The organism is Pseudomonas sp. DrBHI1, from assembly GCF_002205115.1.
GTDB lineage: Bacteria > Pseudomonadota > Gammaproteobacteria > Pseudomonadales > Pseudomonadaceae > Aquipseudomonas > Aquipseudomonas mosselii.
Window position 1 is genome coordinate 15,277 of sequence record NZ_NIBE01000059.1, and the last position, 17,497, is coordinate 32,773.

Consider the following 17,497-nt stretch of genomic DNA (forward strand, 5'->3'; position numbering starts at 1 on the left):
CACCCCCTCAGAACCACTGGCCGAAGCGGCGGATGTACAGGGTCTTCATGCCCTGGGCCACCAGGCAGTAGCCCAGCAGGGTGGCGGCCAGCCACGGGAAGTATTCCCACGGCAGTGGCACCAGCCCGACCATCGCCCCCAGCGGCGAGAACGGGATGTAGATGCCCAGGCACATGACCAGGCCGGTGGCCAGGATCACCGGCAGCGCCGCGGTGCTCTGGAAGAACGGCACCTTGCGGGTGCGCAGCATGTGCACCACCAGCGTTTGCGACAGCAACCCCTCGATGAACCAGCCGGACTGGAACAGCGCCTGCATTTCCACGCTGTTGGCGGCGAACACGTACCACATCAGGGCAAAGGTGGTGATGTCGAAAATCGACGAAGTGGGGCCGATCCACAGCATGAAACGACCGATGTTGCGAGCATCCCACTTGCGTGGCTCACGCAGGAATTCCTTGTCCATGCGATCCCACGGTAGCGACAGCTGGGAGAAGTCGTACATCAGGTTCTGCAGCAGCAGGTGGATCGCCAGCATCGGCATGAACGGGATGAACGCGCTGGCCACCAGCACCGAGAACACGTTGCCGAAGTTGGAGCTGGCGGTCATGCACAGGTACTTCATGATGTTGCCGAAGGTTTCGCGGCCCTTGAGCACGCCTTCTTCCAGCACCATCAGGCTCTTTTCCAGAAGGATGATGTCGGCCGACTCCTTGGCAATGTCGGTGCCGCTGTCCACCGAGATGCCCACGTCGGCATCGCGCAGCGCCGGGGCGTCGTTGATGCCGTCGCCGAGGAAGCCCACGGTGTGGCCGTTGGCCTGCAGCGCCTTGAGCACCCGCGATTTCTGCAACGGAGTGAGCTTGGCGAACACCGTGCGCTCTTCGACCAGCGCCTTGAGCTGGATGTCGTCCAGGCGCTCGATGTCCTGGCCGAGCAGCGGCTGGCCGGGTTCCAGGCCCACTTCGCGGCAGACCTTGCAGGTGACCACCGGGTTATCGCCGGTCAGCACCTTGACCTTCACCCCCATCTCGCGCAGGGCAGCGATGGCCGGGCCGGCGGTTTCCTTGGGCGGATCGAGGAAGGTCAGGAAGCCGCGTATCACCAGCTCGCGCTCGTCATCGGTGTGGTACTGGGGCTTGCCGGCGGCGGCCGGAATGTCGCGGGTGCCGACCAGCAGCACGCGAAAACCGTCCTGGTTGTAGGCGCTCGCGGTGGCCAGCAGCTGCTGGCGTCGCCCGGCGTCCAGGGCGACCCGCTGGCCGGCTTCTTCCACATGGGTGGCGATGGCCAGCATTTCCTCGACGGCGCCCTTGCTCACCAGCAAATGATCGCCCAGGGCATCCTGGACGATAACCGACAGGCGCCGGCGGATGAAGTCGAAGGGCAGCTCGTCGACCTTGGCGTAGGCATAGGGTGGTTGGAAACCCTGGTCTGCGCCGGCAAAACGCAGCACGGCCTGGTCCATCAGGTTCTTCACGCCGCTCTGGTGGTGGCTGTTGAGCCAGGCCAGTTCCAGCAGGCGCGGGTCCTTGTGGCCGCTGGGGTCGACGTGGTGCTCGAGGATGATGCGGTCCTGGGTCAGGGTGCCGGTCTTGTCGGTGCACAGCACGTCCATCGAACCGAAGTTCTGGATGGCGTTCAGGCGCTTGACCACCACCTTGCGCCGGGCCATGGCCACGGCGCCCTTGGCCAGGTTGGCGCTGACGATCATCGGCAGCATTTCCGGGGTCAGGCCCACGGCCACGGCCAGGGCGAACAGGAAGGCGTCGCTCCAGTCGCCCTTGACCACGCCGTTGAGCATGAACACCACTGGCACCATCACCAGCATGAAGCGGATCAACAGGCGGCTGACGCTGTTCACCCCGCGGTCGAAGGCGGTCTGGCTGCGCGAGCCGACGATGGCCTTGGCCAGCGAACCGAAGTAGGTGCGCTTGCCGGTGGCCACCACCACGGCGCGGGCGCGGCCGCTGACCACGTTGGTACCCATGAAGCCGATGTTGGGCAGATCCAGCAGGCCGCTTTCATCGTTGGCGTTGTCGGCTGCGGACTTCTGCGCGACGTGACCGAGGGTGTCGTACTTCTCCACCGGCAGCGCTTCGCCAGTCAGCACGGCCTGGCTGATGAACAGGTCGCGGGACTCGATCAGGCGGATATCGGCGGGGATCATGTCGCCGGCGGCCAGTTGCACGATATCGCCGGCCACCAGTTCGTTCATCGGCACTTCGCGCAGGCGCGCCGGCTGGTCGTGGCGCTCGCGGCGCAGCACGGTGGCGGTGGTGCGGACCATGGCCTTGAGCGCATCGGCAGCCTTGCCCGAGCGGTACTCCTGCCAGAAGCGCAGCAGGCTGCTGAGGCTGACCATGGTCATGATGATGATGACCTTGGTCAGGTCCGCTTCTTCCAGGTCGCCTGCGCGTACCGGCAGCCAGTAGTCGGTGACGAAGCTGATGCCGGCGAGGGTGAGCAGCACGTAGATGAAGGGGTTGTGCAGGGCCTTGAGCAGTTGCACCAGGGCCGGTTGCGGCTTGTCATGGGCAACCTGGTTGGCGCCGTCGCGCTGCAGGCGCTTGGCGGCTTCGTGCTCAGTCAGGCCCAGCTCGCTGGCGTCGAGGTTGGCCAGGGTCACGGCCAGGCCGTTGCGTGCCTCGCGGGCGGCGCGCATCGACAGGCGGGCATCGTCGCCGGCTTTGCTGCGGGTGTTGCGGTCTTTTACGGTCATTTGGCTGTGCTCCTGCCGCAGGAGGCGGCACGACACACAGTCGACTCACGGTAGGGAAGGTGAGTGAACGTGTCCCGTGTCGCAATGATTCAAACAATGAAAAACGTGGTTTTTCCGACGTTTACGTGTTCGCTGGCGAATGCCGGAAATTAGATCGGCAGCGAACTTTCGACTGGCTGATTCCATGGTCGGTTAATTCCTTTGCTAAATGGCGGGCAATAGAACGCCAACAAACTTTAATTATTTAAAGTTCGGAAGTTTCTGACGATCTATATGGCGTCAGTTCAGCGAACGGACAGCATCGCGCGCGTCACTGAAGGCAGTAACGGGCGCGCTATCGACTGGGCGGTTCCAGGGACGAGGACAGGCCCCAGCCGAGGACAGGACGGTGCGGGGCCTTGGGCACACAGGTGCGCAGGCGAGGGGTGGCGATATCGAGGTTCATGAGCTTGCCTCCGACCGGGCGGGCACCCGGGGCGGCAAGCTACGGCGGAGCAGCAGGCTCTGGCGCGGCTTGCCCGACCTAGGGGCGGGCCCGGAGTTCCGGTTCAAGTGCCTGGCGGCCAAAGGCTGCCAGACAGCGACTAGATACTGTGTCCATTGAATTCTTCGTGAGTTGAAATAAAGGCCCGCTTTTCGGGGCGGGTGAACTTTATGCAAAGCATAGCGGGGAAGTCAACCGGGAAGGCGTAACTTAAATATGTTTCATCTGCTGGGCGGGGAATTAATGCAATACCTTGCGCAAGTGTTATCGCAGGGCAAGCCCGCTCCTGCCTGGTCAAGGCAGAAGCGGGCATTCGATCAAGGCTTGGCGCCCAGGATGATGTGCGAGGCCTTGACCAGCGCCACGGCCTGCTTGCCGACGTTGATGTTGAGGTTGTGCAGGCTGGCCATGGTGACCACCGCGACCAGCTTCTCGCCGCCGCCCAGGGTCAGTTCGACCTCGGCATTCACCGCGCCTGGCTTGATGGCGCTGACCGAACCTTCAAAGACATTCCGGGCACTGACTTTCATGGCTAACACTCCCTGTATCGATTGTTAGTCTGCGGCGGGCGGCGCCATCCGTGCTTCCAGCTCGGCAACCTGCTTTTCCAGGGCCTCCAGGCGGGCGCGGGTGCGGGCCAGCACCACCATCTGGCTGTCGAACTCCTCGCGGCTGACCAGGTCGAGCTTGCTGAAGGCACCCTGCATCAGCACCTTGAACTGGCTTTCCAGTTCGGCGCGGGGCGCGGCGGTGTCACCGCTGAACAGGCGCGAGGCCTGGTCGCTCAGGGCATCGAGGAAGGCTTTGGGCGCGAGCATGTCTGGTATCCGCTGATCACTGAAAGGGCAGCAGTGTAGCACGGGGCTCCGGGCCACTTGCGCTGCACGCTTTTCGCGCAGGGCGGCCAAAGGTAGCGCACCGATTTTGTGCGCTTTTTCCTTGCTGGCGATTGGCCAATCCCTGCCGGTTCACGCAACTACCTGTTTTCCCGTGACTTACGCTAACTGGCAAGGTTTCTGCAAAGACCTGAGCGAGCCATGCACTGATGCAGTCCCTTGTGACCAGGCAGTGCGCAGGCGGAGCCGGAAGGTTCTTCGTCACAGCCGGATCGTGCGTCGGCGGGGAGGATGGAGCCGACGACGCGTTACAAAGCCAGGCGCTGCGCTTAGACTTGAGACGGGTTTGTTTTCCTGGGGCAAGTCCACCAAATCGGGAGAGAGTTTCATGAAGCTAGTCACTGCCATCATCAAGCCGTTCAAGCTGGACGACGTGCGCGAGTCGCTGTCGGAAATCGGCGTGCAGGGCATCACCGTGACCGAAGTCAAAGGCTTCGGCCGGCAGAAGGGTCACACCGAGCTGTATCGCGGCGCTGAATATGTGGTCGATTTCCTGCCCAAGGTGAAGATCGATGTCGCCATCGACGACAAGGACCTCGATCGGGTGATCGAAGCCATCACCAAGGCGGCCAACACCGGCAAGATCGGCGACGGCAAGATCTTCGTGGTCAATCTGGAGCAGGCGATCCGCATCCGTACCGGCGAGACCGATACCGACGCGATCTAAGCGCCAAACCAAGCCTCACCAAACCCAACGCCCCAGGAGAAAACAACATGACTCTGCGCAAGATCGCAGGGCTAGGAGCCCTATTGTCCCTCGTAATGCCAGGGCTGGCCCTGGCCGAGGAAACTGCCGCCCCCGTGCTGAACTCCGGCGACACCGCCTGGATGCTCACCTCGACGGCACTGGTCCTGTTCATGACCATCCCGGGCCTGGCCCTGTTCTACGGCGGCATGGTGCGCTCGAAGAACGTGCTGTCGGTGATGATGCAGTGTTTCGCCATCACCGGGTTGATCAGCATCCTGTGGGTCATCTACGGCTACAGCCTGGCTTTCGATACCGCTGGTATGGAAAAGGGCGTGCTCAACTTCAATTCCTTCATCGGTGGCTTCTCCAAGGCCTTCCTCAACGGCGTCACGCCGTCGGGCCTGACCTCGGCCACCGCGCTGTTCCCCGAGGCGGTGTTCATCACCTTCCAGATGACCTTCGCCATCATCACCCCGGCGCTGATCGTCGGTGCCTTCGCCGAGCGCATGAAGTTCTCGGCAATGCTGATCTTCATGGGCGTGTGGTTCACCCTGGTCTATGCGCCGATCGCGCACATGGTCTGGAGCGGTGACGGCGCGCTGATGTGGGACTGGGGCGTGCTGGACTTCGCCGGCGGCACCGTGGTGCACATCAACGCCGGTATCGCCGGCCTGGTCTGCTGCCTGGTGCTGGGCAAGCGCAAGGGCTACCCGACCACGCCGATGGCCCCCCACAACCTGGGCTACACCCTGATGGGCGCGGCCATGCTGTGGATCGGCTGGTTCGGCTTCAACGCAGGTTCCGCCGCCGCGGCCAACGGTACCGCCGGCATGGCCATGCTGGTGACCCAGATCGCCACCGCCGCCGCCGCCCTGGGCTGGATGTTCGCCGAGTGGATCTTCCACGGCAAGCCAAGCGCACTGGGCATTGCCTCGGGCGTGGTCGCCGGCCTGGTCGCCATCACCCCGGCCGCCGGCACTGTCGGGCCGATGGGCGCCCTGGTGATCGGCCTGGTGTCCGGCGTGGTCTGCTACTTCTGCGCCACCAGCCTCAAGCGCAAGCTGGGCTATGACGACTCCCTGGACGCCTTCGGCGTGCACGGCATCGGCGGCATCATCGGTGCACTGCTCACCGGCGTGTTCGCGGCACCTGCCCTGGGCGGCTTCGGCGCGGTCACCGACATCGCCGCGCAGTTCTGGATCCAGGCCAAGGGCGTGATCTTCACCGTGGTCTACACCGCCATCGTCACCTACGTGATCCTCAAGGTCCTCGACCTGGTGATGGGCCTGCGGGTCAGCGAAGAAGAAGAGTCGGTCGGTCTCGACCTGGCTCAACACAACGAGCGCGGCTACAACCTGTAACCGCGATGCTGGAAAACTTGCCCGGTTCGCCGGGCATTTTTTTGCCTGTAATTTACCGTTTGGCCTGGGGCAAACGGTTTCCCTGCGCTGATCGCGACCCGGGGTTAAAACTTACAAGCCATCGGGTGTTTCTGGTGCTTTGCTTTTTCTGCGAGCGCGCTAGAATGCGCGCCGAAGGAAGCTGGACGAGTAGTCCACACACTTCGCTACCCTTTGCTAGGCTTGCCAATAGCCTGTGGCCAGCAAGGGCTCAAACAATTTTGTCAGGCCTTGCCAGGAGCAGGGCCTGCAGGGTGCCGGGCCCCCCATGAGGGGGTGGACACCCAGGGCAGTGGCCAATCCACGGCCAGTTGAATTTTCACTGGAGGCTGCCGGTCTACGGCTGCACCGGTCTATAACTAACCTGCTTTTCGCAAGTCATGAGGTAGAACATGAGCGACGACGATCTGGAAAATGATGACCTCGAAGTAGGCGACGAAGACGAGGCTGATGACGGCCTTGAAGCGGCCGCTGACGACGGCGCGGAAGACGCCGGCGACGATGACAGCAGCCCGGCTCCTGCGGCCAAGGGCAAGTCCAAGGCGGCGGTCTCGGTAGACGAGATGCCGAGCATGGAAGCCAAGCAGAAAGAGCGCGATGCGCTGGCCAAGGCGATGGAAGAGTTCCTGTCGCGCGGTGGCAAGGTGCAGGAAGTGGAGGCCAACGTGGTCGCCGATCCGCCCAAGAAGCCGGACAACAAGTACGGCAGCCGCCCTATCTGAGTGGCTGAACGCAAAAAAGCCCGCCGTCGCTGCGGGCTTTTTTGTGCCTGTCAGGTTGGCACGGTCTCTGTAGGAGCATTGCCTGAAGATGTGGGATGGGGAATGTGAAGCCAGTCAGCGCCAGCGCGACAGCACGTCGGGCAACTGCGACAGCCGCTGAATCTCCGCATCCGGCGCCTGTTCGCCGCTCCAGGGCTTGTGCTGCGGGTTGAACCATACCGCCCGCAGCCCGGCGCGCTGGGCGCCGGCGATGTCGTCACCCGGATGGTCGCCGACGTGCACCGCCGCCCCTGCGTCCACCTCACCGCGCTTCAGCGCTTCGAGGAACGGTGCCGGGTCCGGCTTGCCTATCCCTAGGTCCTCCGCGCACAGCGCGAAGCGGAAGTAGTCCGCCAGGCCGAGCCTGCGCACGTCGGCATTGCCGTTGGTGACCACGCCGAGGGTGTAGTGATGGCGCAGGATCTCCAGCACCGGTTGCACCTCGGGGAACACCTCGACCTGGTGCCGGGCATGCAGGAACACCTCGAAGCCCTCGTTGGCCAGCTCCCGGGCGTGCTGTTCGCTGTAGCCGACCTCTTCCAGGGCGTGGAACAGCACCCGTCGGCGCAGGGCGCTGATGCGGTGCTTGAGGCCCGGTTCGGCCTGCACCAGGCGTTCGCGGATGGCGAACAGGTGCTCGACCGGCACGCCGCCGAGGATCGGCGCGTTGGCTTCGAGCCAGTCGCGCAGGACGACTTCGGCGCTGGCGATGACCGGCGCGGTGTCCCAGAGGGTGTCGTCCAGGTCGAAGGTGATCAGCTTGATGCTCATGAGTCCGTGTCCTTGCTGCGTTTGGCCCGAGGGTGGGCGCTGTCGTACACCGCGGCCAGGTGCTGGAAGTCCAGGTGGGTGTAGATCTGCGTGGTGCTGATGTCGGCGTGGCCGAGCATCTCCTGCACCGCGCGCAGGTCCTGGGACGATTCCAGCAGGTGGCTGGCGAAGGAATGGCGAAGCATGTGCGGGTGCAGGTGCTGGCCGAGCTCGCGCTCGCCGGCGGCCTTGACCCGCAGCTGGATGGCGCGGGGGCCGAGGCGCTTGCCCTGGCGACTGAGGAACACCGCGCCGTCCCGCGGGCCGGCGATGCCGCGCAGCTTGAGCCACGCCTGCATCGCCTCGCGGGCCTTGCGGCCGACCGGCAGCACGCGGCTCTTGCCGCCCTTGCCGTGCACCTGTACCAGCCCGGCGGCCAGGTCCAGGTGTTCGAGGTCGAGCCCGGTCAGCTCCGACAGGCGCAGGCCGGACGAGTAGAACAGTTCGAGGATCGCCTGGTCGCGACGGGCAATGAACTCGTCGTCGACGCCGCCATCGAGCAGTTGCAGGGCACGGTCGGTGTCCAGCACCTTGGGCAGGCGCCGTTCACCCTTGGGCGGCGCCAGGCCGTTGGCCGGATCGTGCTGGCAATGGCCTTCGCGGTTGAGGTAGCGGTACAGGCCGCGCACCGCCGAGAGCAAGCGCGCCAGGCTGCGCGAGGACTGGCCGTGATGGTGCTGACGGGCGACCAGCTGGCGCAACTGCTGGACCTGCAGGGCGCTCCAGCCGGCGATGCCCTGGGTGTTGCAGAATTCGATGACTTTCTCGAGGTCGCGGCGGTAGGCCAGCAGGGTGTGCTCGGACACCTGGCGCTCGTTGCGCAGGTGAGCGCAATAAGCCTCCAGCTGGCGTTCCATCAGCGTACCGAGCGCAGCGTCTGGGTGAAGCGCGGCACCACGCGGCCAAGCACTTCGGCGATGTAGCTGAGGAACAGGGTGCCGACGCTGCTCTTGTAGTGCTGCGGGTCGCGGCTGCCGATCGCCAGCACGCCGTGCAGGCCCTGGTACTCAAGGGTGGCCACGGCGCTGGAACCGACTTCCTTGTGCTGGGCATCGCCGAACAGGAAGGCCAGTTCATGCTCGCGCAGGCTGCCGCTGATGGTCTTGCCGCCGCCGATCAGCCCGCCGATGGCCTGCTGCGCCTCGGCCCCGGATACCCAGCGGCCCACGGGCGCGGCGTTCTCGCCGAACAGGATCAGGCTGACGAAGGGCACCTGGAATTCCTGGCGCAGGCTGTCCTCGACCGCCATCACCACCTCTTCGAGGGTACCGGCGTCGAGCAGGTCGAGGATCAGCCGGCGGGTCTTGTCGAACAGCCGGTCGTTGTCACGGGCCACGTCCATCAACTGCGACAGGCGATGGCGCATCTCGATGTTGCGGTCGCGCAGCAGCTTGAGCTGGCGCTCCACCAGCGACACGCTGTCGCCGCGCTGATGGGGGATGCGCTGTTCGAGCAGCAGCTCGTCGTGCTCGGCGAAGAAGGTCGGGTGGGCGCGCAGGTAGGCGACCACCGCTTCGGCATCGAGCTCTCGGGCCTGCGGGGATGCAACGTTAGGCTGATCGGTCATGGCGGATACTCGCTTAGAGACGAACTTGTCCTTCGAACACGCGGACGGCGGGGCCGGTCATCAGCACCGGCTTGCCGGGGCCGGCCCACTCGATGCTCAGGCGGCCGCCCGGCAGGTCGATGGTCACCGGCGAGTCCATCCAGCCCTGGCTGATCGCCGCCACGGCCGCGGCGCAGGCGCCGGTACCGCAGGCCTGGGTCTCGCCGGCGCCACGCTCCCATACCCGCAGGTTGGCGCGGTGGCGGTCGACCACCTGGATGAAGCCGGCATTGACCCGCTGCGGGAAGCGCGGGTGATGCTCGATCTTCGGGCCCAGCTCATGGACCGGCGCACTGCGCACGTCGTCGACGCGCAGTACCGAATGCGGGTTGCCCATGGACACCGCGGCGATCTGGTGCACCTGGCCATCGACTTCCAGCGCATAGCTGATGGCCTGCTCGTCGGCGATGAACGGGATCTCGGCCGGGGCGAAGCGTGGCGGCCCCATGTCGACGCAGATCTGGCCGTCGTTGCGCACATCGAGCTCGATGATGCCGCCCTTGGTCTCGACGCGAATGCGCTTCTTGGCCGTCAGGCGCTTGTCCAATACGAAGCGAGCGAAGCAGCGCGCGCCGTTGCCGCACTGCTCGACTTCGGAGCCGTCGGCATTGAAGATCCGGTAGCGGAAATCCACATCCGGGTTATTCGGCGCCTCGACGATCAGCAGTTGGTCGAAGCCGATACCGGTGTTGCGGTCGCCCCATTGCTTGGCGTGCTTGGGTTGGATGTGCGCGTGCTGGCTGACCAGGTCGAGGACCATGAAGTCGTTGCCCAGCCCGTGCATCTTGGTGAAACGCAGCAGCATGGGCTCACTCCGGCAGCAGGCTTTCGCCGGCGAACAATTCGGCGACGGTCTCGCGGCGACGCACTTCGAAGGCCAGGTCGCCATCGACCAGCACTTCGGCGCAACGGCCACGGGTGTTGTAGTTGGAGCTCATGACGAAACCATAGGCGCCCGCCGAGCGGACGGCCAGCAGGTCGCCCTCGGCCAGGTCCAGCACGCGGTCCTTGCCCAGGAAGTCGCCGGTTTCGCAGATCGGGCCGACCAGGTCGTAGGCCCGGCCTTCACCTTCGCGGGGCTTGACCGCGCTGACGTCCATCCAGGCCTGGTACAAGGCGGGACGGATCAGGTCGTTCATGGCCGCATCGATGATGGCGAAATCCTTGTGCTCGGTGTGCTTGAGGTATTCCACGCGGGTCAGCAGCACGCCGCCGTTGGCGACGATGTAGCGGCCCGGCTCGAACACCAGGGCCAGGTCGCGCTCGCCGACGCGCTCGCGAATGGCGGCGATGTAGTCGGCCAGCAGCGGTGGTTGCTCGTCGCGGTAGCGCACGCCGACACCGCCGCCGAGGTCCAGGTGGCGCAGGTGGATGCCGCACTCGGCCAGGCGGTCGACCAGCACCAGCAGGCGGTCGAGGGCGTCGAGGAAGGGCTCGACGGTGGTCAGTTGCGAGCCGATGTGGCAGTCGACGCCGACCACATCCAGGTTCGGCAACTGCGCGGCACGCACGTAGATAGCCTCGGCGTCGGCGATGGCGATGCCGAACTTGTTCTCTTTGAGACCGGTGGAAATGTACGGATGGGTGCCGGCGTCGACGTCCGGGTTCACGCGTAGCGAAACCGGGGCCGTCTTGCCCATTTCGGCGGCAACGACCTGGAGGCGCTCGAGCTCGTCGGTGGACTCGACGTTGAAGCAGTGCACGCCCACTTCCAGAGCGCGGCGCATGTCGTCACGGGTCTTGCCGACCCCGGAGAACACCACGCGATCGGCGCGCCCGCCGGCGGCCAGGACGCGCTCCAGCTCACCGCCGGAGACGATGTCGAAGCCTGCGCCGAGGCGCGCCAGCAGGTTCAGCACGCCCAGGTTGGAGTTGGCCTTGACCGCGAAGCAGACCAAGTGCTCGACCCCTTGCAGGGCGTCGGTATAGCTGCGGTACTGGGCCTCGATATGGGCGCGCGAGTACACGTAGGTGGGCGTGCCGAAGCGTTCGGCGATCGCCGTCAGGGCCACCCCTTCCGCGAACAGCTCGCCGCCGCGGTAGTTGAATGCGTCCATGGGATTTCCTTACTGCGCGGGCGACTCTTCTGGCTGCTCTTGCGGCTGCACCAGCACCGGTTGCGGCTGGACAGGCTTGGCATGCTGGTGCGATTTGCGCGGGCCTTTGCCGTCCTTGCCGTCTTCAGGCAGGTACAGGGGGCCTTTCTGACCGCAGGCCGAAACGAGGCAGGCAACCGCGACCAGCGCCGCGAGGGAGGAAATCAGGCGTTTCATGGGTGAAATCCTTGGAAATATGCAGTATTGCGCCCGAGTATACCGAGCGCCCACCTGATTGCCTATGCAAGGGTCAGCCCCGCTCGGCGGGCATGGGCGACCGAAGGACATGCGGCTTTTTCTTACCGCGATTAGCTTGTAGCTTGAGGCGTTCGCCCTTATCGTGCCCGGCTTGCGTGTGTACAGCCATTTTTCGAGGTCCCTGCAATGAGTTTGAGCGAAGCGCGTTTCCACGACCTGGTCGATGCGACCCAACAGGCCCTGGAAGACCTGTTCGATGAAAGCGGCATGGACCTGGACATGGAGAACTCCGCCGGCGTTCTCACCGTCAAGTTCGACAACGGCAGCCAGCTGATCTTCAGCCGCCAGGAGCCGCTGCGCCAGCTGTGGCTGGCGGACAAGTCCGGCGGCTTCCACTTCGACTACGACGAAGAGAGCGGCAAATGGGTCTGTGAGAAGAGCGAAGAACTGCTGGGCGAGATGCTCGAGCGCATCGTCTGGGAACGCGCCGGCGAGAAGCTGGACTTCGACGAGATCTGAGATGAGCGACCTGCCCCGGCCACCCAAGCCGCTCTACAGCAACGTGAGCCCGGCGGTGCCATCACCTTGTATCAGCATATGTCGGCTGGATGAGCACAAGGTCTGCACCGGCTGTCACCGCCATGTCGAGCATATCCGCGAGTGGCGCTCGGCCGATGACGAGCGGCGCCGGCAGATCTGCCGCGAGGCGCTGGCCCTGAAATCGCGAGCACCGGCATAGGCACAACGAAGGTGTGGGCTTGAGTATTTGCCCCGCTGTGGTAGTGTCAGGGTCTGCGTCGATGACGCCACAGTATTTTGCAAACCCCGCCCTTGGGCGGGGTTTTGCTTTATCTGCCTGTTGAAAATTGCCTGTTCAAAGGAGTCTGACTGGATCATGAGCACCAAGCCTTCCCTCATCCTCACCCGCTTGGACGTGCAGCGTCTCGAGCGCCTGCTCGACGACCTCGATGAAAGCACCCCAGGTGTGCTCGCCCTGCAGGACGAGCTGGACCGTGCCGAGCAGGTGGTCGGGCATGAAGAGGTGCCGGCCGGCGTGGTGACCATGAATTCGCGGGTGCACTGCCGAGAGAGTGCCAGCGGCAAGGATTACCACCTGACCCTGGTGTACCCGAAGGATGCCGGCCCCGAGGGCAACGTATCGATTCTTGCGCCGATCGGCTGCGCCCTGCTCGGCCTGTCGGTGGGCGACCAGATCGACTGGCCGGCGCCGGGCGGCAAGACCCTCAAGCTGGAGCTGCTGGCGGTCGAGTACCAGCCGGAGGCGGCAGGGGATTTCGATCTCTGATACTGCGCATTCCCCTGTAGGAGCGGCCCGTCAACGCCGAGAGAGTCAGGGCTCCAGCCGCGCCTGCAACTGTTCCAGCCCATCGTTGAGCGCCTGCTCCAGCTCGCGCTTGTAGCGCAGGTACAGGCTGGTGGACCCCTGCTCGTCCTCCAGCAGCTCGGACAGGTCGAGGTCGGTGATGTAGCAGCGGTAACGGCCGCTGCTGCGCCGCTGGCCCAGGATCTGCCGGGCGACCACGGCATACAGCTGGTCGCCATGCTCCAGTTCGGAAAACTCCTGCTGGTCGCAGTAGAGCGTGACATGCACCCCGTCGCCGGTACCCGCCTGGAGGATCGCCTGGACCTCGTAGTAGGCCTGGTTCTGGCTGTCCATTGGCGTCTGTCGCGGCTCCAGGCTGCGTGCCTTGCCGAGGCCGGATGGCAGCAACTGGTAGTAGAGGATATCCAGCGACGCCAGCGGCAGGCTGTCCAGGGGCAGTTGGGCATCGCGGCGCATCAGCATCGATTGCAGGAAGCGTTGCAGCGGCAGCAGCAGGTGCTGCTCGTCCTGCAGCGGCAGCCGTTGCTGCCAGAGCGCGTTGTGCTCGTCGAGCACATACAGGTCGGCCCAGCCTTCGAACAGCCGGTAGAACACCTGGATACAGCCGGGGCGGCCCTGGGCCAGGACCAGCGGCAGGTCATGGTCCTGCAGGGCATGGGCGTCCAGGTGCAGCGGGCTGTAGCGGCTGCGTTCCTCGCCGAGGGCCGCCAGCACCGCGTCGTGGTCGGCGAGGCTGGCCAGGGTGATCTGCCCGGGCTGCAGGTCGAGGATGTGGGTGTGCTGGGCCACCTGCAGCAGGTAGCGGTGATTCAGGCCCTGGTCGAGCAGCAGCTGCACGGTGTCGAAGATGTCCTCGACCCGTTGGCTGATAGCCTGGGCGCGGTTGTGGCAGTAGCAGCGCACCCGCACCCGCGGGCGGTGGCTGCGCAGGCCCAGGCTGTTGAGGAAGTCGCGCAGGCAGCGCACCAGCGCATGCTCGCCATCGTAGCGCTGCACCAGGACCTCGTTCCAGCTGTTGAGGGTGATCTGGTCGAGGGTCAGCACCAGGTTCTCGCGCACCCCGGCGTAGCTCAGCGAGTCGGTGCGCTCGGTGGTCATCAGGATGTTCAGGTCGCGGTGATGGCGCAGCGGATCGACCCCGACATTCACCAGCAGCAGGATCTCGTCGGCCACGCTCGGTTGCAGCAGGCGCACCTCGCTGACCGTTTCCAGGGGCAGGGGGATGCTCTGTTGCAGGCTGCCGATCAGGTTGAACAGCTCGAACTCGCTCAGGTCGCTGGCGCCAGGGTGCAGGGCCAGGCGTGTGCCGCTGTCGATCACGCCGTTGCGATGGGCCCAGGTGAGCAGCTCGAGCAGTTCGCGGCAGCGCTTGATCGGGCTGAAGTGCTCCCACTCGTGCACGCCGAGGTTGCCGTTGTACAGGCCCCAGTGGTGGGTGCCCGGCTCCTTGCGGTTGGGCGAGTGCACCAGGGTCAGGGTGTCTTCGGCCAGGTCCGGGGCGATGCCCGGGTTGATCACCTCGATCTTGCCGGCCCGTCGCTCGAAGGCGGCGTACAGGCGCCGGCCGAGGACGTTGAGGTCGCGCTGGTCGGCGCGGCTGTTGGCGTTCTGCTGGCGGGCGAACTGGGTCAGGAAGCGGTAGCTGTGGTTCAGCTCGGCCACCAGCTCGCGGCGCTCGACGGCCACCTGGCGCACTTTCCACTGGCTGCGGCTGTCGAGCAACGCCAGCTGGCGCTCGTCCCAGCCCCATTCCTCGGTCAGGCGCCCGAGCAGCTGGCGCTGCCAGCCGCCGCTGCGGGTGCGGCCCAGGTCGCTTAGCTTCTTGTTCACTTTCAGGTACAGGCTGCGCCGCACCAGCTCCAGGCGCGCCGATTCGCCACGCTGAAGCAGGTAGCGTTCGATGCGCCGGTAGACCATGACGTAGGGGTCGAGCTCGTCCAGGTCCAGCTGGTTGGCGAACACGGCCTGCTTGTAATCCAGGCTCAGGCAGCGCACCTGCGGGTGTTCGCTGGCGTAAGCTTCGGTGAGCAGCAGCTTGAGCAGCGATTTGTAGGGCGAGTCGATGCCCTTGAACAGCTGCCACAGCCCGGCACCGACATACTCGCCAGGCGGTATGTGCGCCAGGTTGCCGAGGTCCAGGGCGTCGGTGATGCGGATGAAGCGCTTGGCCAGCAGGGTCTGGGTAAAGTCGCGGTAGTTATGCTCCTGGTACACCGGCACCAGCCACCACAGCGGCGTACGCCCGGCCAGCCAGATGGCGGTGCGGTAGAACTCGTCGAGCAGCAGGTAGTGCTGGGTGGTGCCGCAGTCGTCGGAGCTGAGCTGGCTGTCGCGCTCGCCCCGGACGAAGCCGCGTGGCTCGATCAGGAACAGGTGCGCCTCGGCGCCCTGGCTGGCGGCCCAGGCTTCGAGCAGCTGGCATTTGCGGCGCAGGTCGGCCAGGGCCTGCTCGTCCAGGTCGGGGGCGTGGCAGACCCAAAGGTCCATGTCACTCTGCTCGGCCTGAGCCAGGGTGCCCAGGCTGCCCATCAGGAACAGGCCGTGGATTGGTTGCTGCGGCTTGCCGTGGCGTGGTTTGTAGGTGAACGAGCGGGTCAGGCGCTGGGCCTCGGCTAGCAGGTCGCTGTCGGGCTCGAAGCCGGATACGCCGGCGGGGGTGGTGCCCGACACATAGCCCGGCAACAGCGGGTGATTGACGTGGAAGAACAGCGGCAACAGGGTGAGGACCAGTTGCTGGCGCGTGGACAGCCCTTCCATGGCCCGTGCCAGGCGGCCCTGGTTGATCTTCAGGAAGCGCGCGCGCAGCTTGGACAGCTCCTTGCGGTCGATGCCTTGGTCGAGATCGGGGCGGATTTCATGGGGGTGGTACATTGCGCACTCAGGCAGGCCGGGGGAGCACTGGCGAGTTTAGCCTGAGTGGGGCGCTCGGATAAGGGGTTGCTGGGTTTTTGACGTCAGATTTGCAGCGCCTGTGCAAGCCATCGACGGTAAGCCCGCTCCTGCAGGTCTGCCGAGCTGCAGGAGCGGGAGCAGGGGTTCAGGCCGGCTGGGCGGATTTTGATTTGAGGATGGTCAGCAAAAGCCGGACGCTCTCAGCAGCATCGTTACCAAGGCTGGTGAGGTAACCGCCATCGGGTTGGTCGGTGAGCCCTTTGTCATGCAAGCGCTTGGCAGCGGCGACCAGGGCGGGGGAGGCGTCGCTGCTAACCTTGATGCCTTCCTGGTGGTTATCCAGGTTGAACTGAGAAAGGACTTCCAGTTCGGCGATCAGTTCGGGGGTAAAAGGCATGGGCAACTCCTGACTTCGAGACAAGGATGGAAGTCAGGAGTGTAGTCAGGCTTATTCGATGTCGCCTTGATCCGCCTCAGGTGGCAGCTCCGGCAGGGCCCGCAGGGCGGTTTCATACCATTCGGTGTTGAACGGACGGTCTTCGTCGAGCATGGCGTCGATTTCGATGGCCAGCACATGGGCCATGAGATTGAGGATGTCCTCGCGCTCGTAGCCGACCAGGGTCAGCTTGTTGAAGGTGGCCTTGGCCGCCGCGGGTTCGCCGCTTTCGATCTGGTTCTCGATGGCCTGGGTGAGGGTAGCCTCGGTGAAGGCTTCTTCGTCGTTGCCGTCGATCTCGTCGTGCTCGCTCATGGCGGTACTCCTGTGGTGAAGCGCATAGTGTGCCATGTCTGGGTTGGCAATGCCCGGCCATCAACGCCGAGCATGCCACTGGTCAAGGGCCGGGCAGGGGGCTATAACAGCCGGGCCAACCCCATACGGCCTTGGAGGCTGTCTCAATGCTCAAGCTTCATGGATTCGCAGTCAGCAACTACTACAACATGGTCAAGCTGGCCTTGCTGGAGAAGGGCGTGCCCTTCGAGGAGGTGCCGTTCTTCGGTGGTCAGTTGCCTCAAGCCCTGGCCGTCAGCCCTCGCGGCAAGGTGCCGGTGCTGGAGACCGAGCACGGTTTCATCAGCGAAACCGGGGTCATCCTCGACTACATCGAACAGACCCAGCCGGGCAAGGCGCTGCTGCCGGCCGATGCCTTCGGGCAGGCCAAGGTGCGCGAGCTGCTGCGGGAAATCGAGCTGTATATCGAGCTGCCGGCGCGTACCTGCTACGCCGAGGCGTTCTTCGGCACGGCGGTGGAGCCGCTGATCAAGGAGCGGGCGCGGGCGGACCTGCTGGCGGGCTTCGCCACCCTCAAGCGCAACGGGCGGTTCCAGCCATACGTGGCCGGTGAGCAACTGACCATCGCCGACCTGATGTTCTGCTTCTCGGTAGACCTGGCCTGCGCGGTGGGCAAGAAGGTGCTCAGTATCGACTTCCTGGCGGATTTCCCGCAAGCGAAGGCGCTGTTGCAGTTGCTGGGCGAGCACCCACACATGGCGCGGATCGCGGCGGACAAGGACGCGGCGATGCCGGCGTTCCTGGAAATGATCAAGAGCAAGCGCTGACTGGCGTCGGGGCCTTTTGCTGGCAAGCCGGCTCCCACGGATACA

At 64.9% G+C, this 17,497-nt stretch carries 18 protein-coding genes and 1 pseudogene; 7 read left to right on the top strand and 12 right to left on the bottom strand.

The window, feature by feature from the left end; all coding sequences use genetic code 11:
- Positions 1–7: 7 nt before the first annotated feature.
- From mgtA to CC207_RS12110, 3 genes and pseudogenes are all read right to left on the bottom strand, one after another.
- On the bottom strand, positions 8–2,719 hold the full coding sequence (gene mgtA / locus CC207_RS12100) for a magnesium-translocating P-type ATPase (RefSeq protein WP_088852176.1): 2,712 nt from the start codon (positions 2,717–2,719) through the stop codon (positions 8–10).
- Between the two features lie 816 nt (positions 2,720–3,535).
- Positions 3,536–3,733 (bottom strand): annotated as a pseudogene (locus tag CC207_RS12105) (molybdopterin-binding protein); the annotation flags it as partial.
- 24 nt (positions 3,734–3,757) lie between these two features.
- Positions 3,758–4,021 carry an accessory factor UbiK family protein gene (locus tag CC207_RS12110; RefSeq protein WP_028688623.1) on the bottom strand — a complete coding sequence of 88 codons (264 nt, stop codon included), beginning with the start codon at positions 4,019–4,021 and terminating at the stop codon, positions 3,758–3,760.
- Between the two features lie 406 nt (positions 4,022–4,427).
- Between CC207_RS12110 and glnK the strand changes: the two genes are divergently transcribed.
- The 3 genes from glnK to sutA all read left to right on the top strand — a co-directional run bounded on the left by glnK (position 4,428) and on the right by sutA (position 6,909).
- Complete coding sequence (gene glnK, locus CC207_RS12115) at positions 4,428–4,766, top strand: P-II family nitrogen regulator (RefSeq protein WP_002555808.1); 339 nt, start codon at positions 4,428–4,430, stop codon at positions 4,764–4,766.
- Positions 4,767–4,813: 47 nt separating this feature from the next.
- A complete protein-coding gene (locus tag CC207_RS12120; RefSeq protein WP_028688622.1) occupies positions 4,814–6,148 on the top strand; it encodes an ammonium transporter in 1,335 nt (444 codons plus the stop codon).
- A gap of 431 nt (positions 6,149–6,579) precedes the next feature.
- A complete protein-coding gene (gene sutA, locus CC207_RS12125; RefSeq protein WP_023632536.1) occupies positions 6,580–6,909 on the top strand; it encodes a transcriptional regulator SutA in 330 nt (109 codons plus the stop codon).
- A 114-nt stretch (positions 6,910–7,023) separates the two neighbouring features.
- Here the strand turns inward: sutA and CC207_RS12130 are convergent, their stop codons facing one another.
- The 6 genes from CC207_RS12130 to CC207_RS12155 are packed head-to-tail and all read right to left on the bottom strand — an operon-like array spanning position 7,024 to position 11,637.
- Positions 7,024–7,719 carry an HAD family hydrolase gene (locus tag CC207_RS12130; RefSeq protein WP_028688621.1) on the bottom strand — a complete coding sequence of 232 codons (696 nt, stop codon included), beginning with the start codon at positions 7,717–7,719 and terminating at the stop codon, positions 7,024–7,026.
- Positions 7,716–8,615 carry a tyrosine recombinase XerC gene (gene xerC, locus CC207_RS12135; protein WP_028688620.1) on the bottom strand — a complete coding sequence of 300 codons (900 nt, stop codon included), beginning with the start codon at positions 8,613–8,615 and terminating at the stop codon, positions 7,716–7,718. Before xerC ends, CC207_RS12130 begins: the two co-directional genes overlap by 4 nt.
- On the bottom strand, positions 8,615–9,325 hold the full coding sequence (locus CC207_RS12140) for a DUF484 family protein (RefSeq protein WP_028688619.1): 711 nt from the start codon (positions 9,323–9,325) through the stop codon (positions 8,615–8,617). The genes xerC and CC207_RS12140 overlap by 1 nt, the downstream gene beginning before the upstream one ends.
- 13 nt (positions 9,326–9,338) lie before the next feature.
- Positions 9,339–10,169, bottom strand: a complete 831-nt coding sequence (gene dapF, locus CC207_RS12145) for a diaminopimelate epimerase (RefSeq protein WP_028688618.1) — start codon at positions 10,167–10,169, stop codon at positions 9,339–9,341.
- A gap of 4 nt (positions 10,170–10,173) precedes the next feature.
- Positions 10,174–11,421 (bottom strand): diaminopimelate decarboxylase, encoded by a 1,248-nt coding sequence (gene lysA / locus CC207_RS12150; protein WP_062359926.1) that lies wholly within the window; start codon positions 11,419–11,421, stop codon positions 10,174–10,176.
- A 9-nt stretch (positions 11,422–11,430) separates the two neighbouring features.
- Entirely contained in the window at positions 11,431–11,637 is a 207-nt protein-coding gene (locus CC207_RS12155; protein WP_050703271.1) for a lipoprotein, read from the bottom strand.
- Positions 11,638–11,844: 207 nt separating this feature from the next.
- Between CC207_RS12155 and cyaY the strand changes: the two genes are divergently transcribed.
- The 3 genes from cyaY (at position 11,845) to rnk (ending at position 12,964) form a co-directional block, all read left to right on the top strand.
- Entirely contained in the window at positions 11,845–12,177 is a 333-nt protein-coding gene (cyaY, locus tag CC207_RS12160) for an iron donor protein CyaY (protein WP_028688616.1), read from the top strand.
- A 1-nt stretch (position 12,178) separates the two neighbouring features.
- Positions 12,179–12,397: a DUF1289 domain-containing protein gene (locus CC207_RS12165; protein WP_028688615.1), complete on the top strand. Its 219-nt coding sequence runs from the start codon at positions 12,179–12,181 to the stop codon at positions 12,395–12,397.
- Between the two features lie 156 nt (positions 12,398–12,553).
- On the top strand, positions 12,554–12,964 hold the full coding sequence (gene rnk, locus CC207_RS12170; RefSeq protein WP_028688614.1) for a nucleoside diphosphate kinase regulator: 411 nt from the start codon (positions 12,554–12,556) through the stop codon (positions 12,962–12,964).
- Positions 12,965–13,009: 45 nt separating this feature from the next.
- Here rnk and CC207_RS12175 read toward each other — a convergent pair whose 3' ends face one another.
- The 3 genes from CC207_RS12175 to CC207_RS12185 form a co-directional block, all read right to left on the bottom strand.
- Positions 13,010–15,874, bottom strand: a complete 2,865-nt coding sequence (locus tag CC207_RS12175; protein ID WP_062359925.1) for a class I adenylate cyclase — start codon at positions 15,872–15,874, stop codon at positions 13,010–13,012.
- A 166-nt stretch (positions 15,875–16,040) separates the two neighbouring features.
- Complete coding sequence (locus CC207_RS12180; RefSeq protein ID WP_028688612.1) at positions 16,041–16,292, bottom strand: TIGR02647 family protein; 252 nt, start codon at positions 16,290–16,292, stop codon at positions 16,041–16,043.
- Positions 16,293–16,343: 51 nt separating this feature from the next.
- The gene (locus tag CC207_RS12185) at positions 16,344–16,646 is read right to left on the bottom strand and encodes a hypothetical protein (protein ID WP_028688611.1); all 303 of its coding nucleotides are present in this window, start codon (positions 16,644–16,646) and stop codon (positions 16,344–16,346) included.
- A 146-nt stretch (positions 16,647–16,792) separates the two neighbouring features.
- On the opposite strand from CC207_RS12185, the gene CC207_RS12190 reads away from it, so the two are divergent.
- Positions 16,793–17,452: a glutathione S-transferase gene (locus CC207_RS12190; RefSeq protein WP_088852177.1), complete on the top strand. Its 660-nt coding sequence runs from the start codon at positions 16,793–16,795 to the stop codon at positions 17,450–17,452.
- Positions 17,453–17,497: the final 45 nt, after the last annotated feature.